Source organism: Paenibacillus camerounensis (assembly GCF_000723885.1).
GTDB classification, from domain to species: domain Bacteria; phylum Bacillota; class Bacilli; order Paenibacillales; family Paenibacillaceae; genus Paenibacillus_AQ; species Paenibacillus_AQ camerounensis.
Window position 1 is genome coordinate 1 of sequence record NZ_CCDG010000092.1, and the last position, 6,099, is coordinate 6,099.

General features: G+C 53.6%; 6 protein-coding genes. 4 read left to right on the top strand and 2 right to left on the bottom strand.

Annotated features, from left to right (window positions below):
- Positions 1-165 precede the first annotated feature (165 nt).
- Together BN3772_RS27660 and BN3772_RS27665 are read right to left on the bottom strand one after the other, a co-directional pair.
- Entirely contained in the window at positions 166-504 is a 339-nt protein-coding gene (locus BN3772_RS27660; protein ID WP_042172500.1) for a DUF4870 domain-containing protein, read from the bottom strand.
- A 131-nt stretch (positions 505-635) separates the two neighbouring features.
- A complete protein-coding gene (locus tag BN3772_RS27665) occupies positions 636-1,655 on the bottom strand; it encodes a serine hydrolase domain-containing protein (protein WP_052380729.1) in 1,020 nt (339 codons plus the stop codon).
- A 443-nt stretch (positions 1,656-2,098) separates the two neighbouring features.
- Between BN3772_RS27665 and BN3772_RS27670 the strand changes: the two genes are divergently transcribed.
- The 4 genes from BN3772_RS27670 to BN3772_RS27685 form a co-directional block, all read left to right on the top strand.
- Positions 2,099-2,287 carry a hypothetical protein gene (locus BN3772_RS27670; RefSeq protein WP_039869425.1) on the top strand — a complete coding sequence of 63 codons (189 nt, stop codon included), beginning with the start codon at positions 2,099-2,101 and terminating at the stop codon, positions 2,285-2,287.
- A 403-nt stretch (positions 2,288-2,690) separates the two neighbouring features.
- Positions 2,691-3,734: a cytochrome c oxidase subunit II gene (coxB, locus tag BN3772_RS27675; RefSeq protein ID WP_042203603.1), complete on the top strand. Its 1,044-nt coding sequence runs from the start codon at positions 2,691-2,693 to the stop codon at positions 3,732-3,734.
- 129 nt (positions 3,735-3,863) lie between these two features.
- Positions 3,864-5,666, top strand: coding sequence for a cbb3-type cytochrome c oxidase subunit I (locus BN3772_RS27680; protein WP_042203606.1), 1,803 nt, complete (start codon positions 3,864-3,866; stop codon positions 5,664-5,666).
- A 6-nt stretch (positions 5,667-5,672) separates the two neighbouring features.
- Positions 5,673-6,099 (top strand): cytochrome c oxidase subunit 3 family protein (locus BN3772_RS27685; protein WP_042203604.1); only part of this gene is annotated, 427 nt, incomplete at its 3' end.

A 6,099-nucleotide genomic window follows, 5' to 3' on the forward strand; every position in this document is an offset into this window, starting at 1 on the left:
CGCTGCCCGGCACCGCCGCCGGAACGGGGGTTTATAATCAATAAATACATGAATGCTCCTCCAGCCTGCAGATTCCTGAATGTACTGATCTCATTGTAAGGAGTAGACAGGCAAAAGGGAATCACTATTACTATTACAAAGGCTGAGGCGGCGGTGAGTTCCTGATTACAGCTGGCGGAGCTGGCTTTCCGCGAGGTCACCTGCGAAGGGAAGCTTATACCACCTGCCGCCGAGGGAATGAAAGAGCATCAGCAGCCAGACGGAGAAGCCGAGCAGCGAGAGGATCGCTCCAATGAAACCGCCCATTAGCGGAATGAATCCGCTGATGACATGGGCGACCATCAGCACGCCGAAGGCAATCAGCGACTGCAGCGCGTGGAAGAGCACAAACCGGCTGCGTTTTTCCAGAGCAAGAAACACAATGGGGCCGACAAAAGGAATAAAGTAACAGACAGCAGCGGCGATATTCTCGGGCAGTCCGGTGGACGATTTGAATGGGGACATAGTGCTCACTCTCCTTGTACTTGGAGAAGAAGGCGGAGATCTGGCGCCCTGCACACAGGCTGGGGCGGATTCCCTGCTCTTTCCTTACTAGGAGCCTATGATTTGGAGATACAAAGTATGTGAAGCAGACTTTACGGATTCATCGCCGGAATAATGTGCTGCTCAAGCAGCCTGCGCGGATTCCGCCAGCGGCTAACCGCGCTTTCGGCGGTGAAAACAATGGCAGCATCCAGCTCCGGCAGCAGCCAGAGCTGCTGGCCCCCGTGCCCGTGAGCGAGCACGTAAGGCTGTCCGCATATGCGTCCGTTCCAGAACTGGTACCCGTAATCCCCGTAAGCAGGGTAGCCGTCCGTCTGTTTCCTGAAGGCCTGTTCCAGCCAGCCCTGTGGAATCAGCGGCCGCCCCTCATGAAGGCCTCCGCTGAGCAGACAGCTGCCGAGCTTGGCTATGTCCCGTGAGGTCAGGTACAGTCCGATATGGCCCATGCTGTGTCCCTCCGGGCTGGGGAGCCAGGCTGCATGAGTGATACCCAGCGGTCCGAACAGATGCTGCCCGGCATAGCTGAACGCATCCTGTCCCGTGCATTCGCTCAGTATGGCGGGGAGCAGATGCGAATCGCTGCTGCGGTACTGGAAGCAGCCTGTATTTTCTGCATCCAGCGGTAGATTAAGAATAAACGGTACCCAGCGGCGGCTGCGCTGAAGATTACGGACAAGCGGCTCGCCGAGCCTGCTGCCGGTAATCCAGCGGAATCCTGAGGTCATGGTCAGCAGGTGCTGCAATGTGAGCCGCATAAGCTGCGGATCGGACCGTCCGTGCAGATAAGAGCGCAGTGTATCAGACACAGCAAGATCCGTTCCGGACATATCACCTCTGCCGATGGCGATGCCGGTGAGCAGCGACACAATGCTTTTGGTCGCGGACCGCAGATCATTCAGCATACCGGCATGGTAATTTCCGTAATACCGTTCAAATATCAGTTTCCCGTTGCGTACAACAAGCATACTATGCATTTTAGGATAGTCTTTGAGTATGGCCTCATGAGCCTGCTCCAGCTGCCTGCTTCCGGTTCCGTGCATCTCCGGTTCAGCCTGAGCCATCACGGGGGCCGTGTTATAAGCTGGTCCGGGCCAGGAAATCCGATTGTCCATAAAGTCTCCCTTCGGTATTAAGGCGGAGGATATTTCAGCTGCATCCAGTTTATTTTAACCAGAAGTCTGCAATCTCACCTGCCATGGGAGACATAAATTTTCACAAAATTCCATACGCATATTTTACAAGGAAAGGTGGAACTTGGCCTTGAATATGATACAATAAGACGATAAGGCCCGAAAGGAGTGATTCAGCAAGTGGCTCTTCGGGTAAGTAAAGTGTCAAGATGTCTATACCTTAAGGCGTCTTACTCTCAGCCCAAATCACGACGAACCTGCTTCACCGGCAAGGCGGACCTCCAGAACTCTGGAATGACAGCCTAGGCGGATAATGCAAGCTACGTATGTGTACGGTTCTTATCTTGCATTTAGGTTACGGCGGACTTTTCATCATGCATTCTCAACGGAGCATTCATTTTCAATGTTTTGGGAGGGAACTGATCATGGCAAGTAAAGGTCATAACGAAGTCAAGGAAAGTCTTAGGGAAATGACACGCATTTTCCGGCCCAAAGATCCCAAGAAATTTGTAAAGGAGTACGTCCGGAAGTATCGGATCACAGGAGGCTATGAAGAAGAGCTGACTATGGTCGTGGAGCATGAGATGGGAAGGATTAACTCATCCGTCTCCTGATTTATACACAGGATAATGTTCCGGATTGATAACTTGTAGTTTGCAATCACATCCATGAGGATTCTCATAAACCGTGCCCGGCTGAACGATGCTGCTGGATACGGTTTTTTTTGCTTATTTTTACGCTGGAATTATTGTCCATGCAATTGCCGGATAGTCAAGCGGATTATGAGGTTGTTTCATTATGTATGCGCTTACCGAATAGTATACTCTATTTTAGAGAAATTTGTAAGCGTTATTAAAGGTGATAATGACAAGCTTTTTTGCTTAAAAAAAAGAATTTGTGAACTTGCTGTGAACGATTGACAAAACACCCCCTCAAACTTATATTAATAGTGATTGTTATAATTGACAGGAAAATCCTCTGATCTACGAATCCGGGAAAAGCGGGGGTTGATCGAAGATGATAACGTGGCAGGGCGGAAAGCGGCTTCTTCCCATGACTGCAGCGCTTGGACTCATTCTGGCCGGCTGCGGCCGGGAGGACCTGTCGGTGCTTAGACCGCAGGGACCAGCAGCCGAAAGCTCGTTTGATCTGATGAAGCTGTCGATTACGATTATGATTGCTGTATTGCTGATCGTTTTTTCGATTGCCGCCTATGTGCTTGTCAAGTTCCGGCGTAAGCCCGGCCGGCGTGAAATCCCAGTGCAGGTGGAGGGGAACTTCAAGCTTGAGGTCGTCTGGACGGTCATCCCCCTGATCCTGGTAGTCATTCTTGCTGTGCCGACCGTCAAGGCGGTATTTGCCGCCGGCAACGATCACGCGGACGATCCGGATGCGGTCAAGGTAAAGGTTACCGGCCATCAATACTGGTGGGAATTCGAGTATACCGATTATGGTGTGAAGACAGCGCAGGATCTGGTGATTCCTGCCGGCAAGGATATTGCCTTCGAGCTGAGGACTGCAGATGTGCTGCATTCCTTCTGGGTCCCGTCCCTGTCCGGCAAAATTGACACTAACCCCGACGGTACCGTGAACCGCTTCAGCTTCAGCGCGCCGAATGAAGGCGTTTACCGCGGCAAATGCGCCGAGCTGTGCGGACCGTCCCACGGGTTCATGGAATTCAAGGTCAAGTCGGTCAGTGAGGCGGAATTTGAGCAGTGGCTTGCCTCGATGAAGGCTCCTGCTGTGCTGCCGGAAGATCCGCAGCTTGCCGAGACCTTCAGATCAGCCTGCCTGCGCTGTCATGCTGTCGGCGATCAGGGCCTGGCAGTCGGTCCGGATCTGACGGGATTCGGCTCCCGGGAATCGGTAGCAGGCATTCTGCTGAATGATGATACAGGTGCAGACGGGGCTCCTATTCTCGAGAATATCCAGACCTGGCTGCGTGATCCGGAAAGCGTCAAGCCGGGCAATACCATGCCTGATCCCAAAGCAGACTTAGGACTGACAGATGCAGAGATTGACGGCATCGCCGAATATCTGGCCGGTTACACGCTGGAATAGGGCGGAATAGTGAATAGCGGAAGCAGCAACCTTGAAAAGGGGGTACAAACCTTGGCTCAAACAGCGCAATCCTTGAATTCCGCCCGGCCGCCGGCGACCGGTCACCGTGTCAAACGCCATACCGGTCTGATGGACTGGATCACCACCGTCGATCACAAAAAAATCGCCGTCCTCTACCTGTGGGCCGGGGGCTTCTTTTTCGGCATCGGCGGGCTTGAGGCTATTCTGATCCGCATTCAGCTGATCAAGCCGATGAACACCTTTCTCGATGCCCAGACGTTCAATGAACTGATTACGATGCACGGGACCACAATGATTTTCCTCGGAGTTATGCCGGTCATCTTCGCACTGATGAATGCTTTTCCTTCTTCTGCAGATCGGGGCTTCTGGACCTTCCTGTTCGGCGGCCTGCTGCTCAATCTCAGCTGGGTTATGGGCGGTGCGCCTGATGCCGGCTGGACGGCCTATACGCCTCTATCCAGTACAACCTACAGCGCCACCCACGGAGTGGATTTCTACACTATAGGCCTGCAGATTGCCGGGCTTGGCACGCTGATCGGGGGCATTAATTTTCTCGCTACGATCATTACGATGCGTGCCCCGGGGATGTCCTATATGCGTATGCCCATGTTCGCCTGGGCTACCTTTATCACCTCCGCAATTATTCTATTCGCTTTTCCCGCAATTACTGTAGGGCTTGTTCTCCTCACCTTTGACCGGATTCTCGGAGCTAACTTTTTTAATCCTGAGACGGGCGGCAATCCGGTGCTCTGGCAGCATATTTTCTGGATTTTCGGCCACCCCGAAGTGTATATTCTCATTCTGCCGGCCTTCGGCATTATTTCCGAGGTTATTCCGACCTTTTCACGCAAAAGATTGTTCGGCTACAGCTCGATGGTGTTCGCCACTCTGCTGATTGCCTTTCTGGGCTTTATGGTCTGGGCGCATCATATGTTTACAACAGGCCTTGGCCCGGTAGCGAATGCGCTGTTCTCTGTGTCCACGATGCTGATTGCCGTTCCGACCGGGATCAAAATCTTCAACTGGCTGTTTACGATGTGGGGCGGACAAGTGCGCTTTACTACTCCTAACCTTTTCGCTGTGGGCTTTATTCCAACCTTCACGATGGGCGGGGTAACCGGGGTTATGCTGGCTTCGGCTCCGGCGGACTTCCAGTTTCATGACACCTATTTTGTCGTAGCCCATTTCCACTATGTTATCGTCGGCGGTCTGGTGCTGGGATTGTTTGCGGGTCTGCACTACTGGTGGCCCAAAATGTTCGGGCGGATGCTGAGTGAAACACTGGGCAAATGGACCTTCTGGACCTTTATTATCGGCTTCCATCTGACGTTCTTCGTGCAGCACTTCCTGGGACTTATGGGGATGCAGCGCCGTGTCTTTACATACCTGCCGAACCAGCAGTTCGATACGCTGAATCTGGTCAGTACGGTCGGGGCCGGGCTGATGGGGGTAGGGATGCTGATCTTCCTGTGGAATATCTTCATCACTTCCCGTAAGCCGGCGGATGCCGCAGATGATCCTTGGGAGGACGGGCGCACCCTGGAGTGGACGATTCCTTCGCCGCCGCCGGAATACAACTTCAAGCAGACACCGCTGGTACGCGGAATAGATGCCTTTTGGAAGGAAAAGCGTGCCGGTCATACCAGTATGACACCGTCTGAGCCGGTAGGCTCGATCCACATGCCGTCTGCGACGATTCTGCCGTTCCTGATGTCGGCGGGCATTTTCATTGCCGGGCTCGGCTTTATGTTCAGCCGTGATACTTTCGGGAGTGACCTGCTCAGCTTCCTGTTCAACAACTATATCGTGACCGGGCTCGGACTGGTTATTACCTTCGGATCAATGCTGCTGCGTTCGCTGTTTGATGACCACGGCTGGCATATTGAGCCCGAAGAGCTGGAAGGAAGGTGAGCAGGGATGACAACCGTACATGCTGAAGCCGGACAAAGCACCCTCCCGCACGAGCCGGAAAAAGCGACGCTGGAGGGACGTAACAAGGTGCTGGCCTTCTGGCTGTTTCTCGGCGGTGAAGCTGTGCTCTTCGGAACGCTGTTCGCCACCTTTCTGGCGCTGCGCAACTCGACGAACGACGGCCCTTCTGCAGCTGAGCTGTTCCACCTGCCGCTGGTGGCGGCTGCGACATTTCTGCTGCTGGCCAGCAGTCTGACCAGCGTGTTCGCCATCCAGGCGATGCACCGGAACAAGCCGGCAGAGCTGCGGAACTGGCTGCTCGTTACCGTGCTGCTGGGGGCGGCTTTCCTTGGACTGGAGATCTACGAGTTCAGTGTATATGTAAGGCATGAGGAGTTTGGGATGACCACCAGTGCCTTCAGCTCGGCTTTTT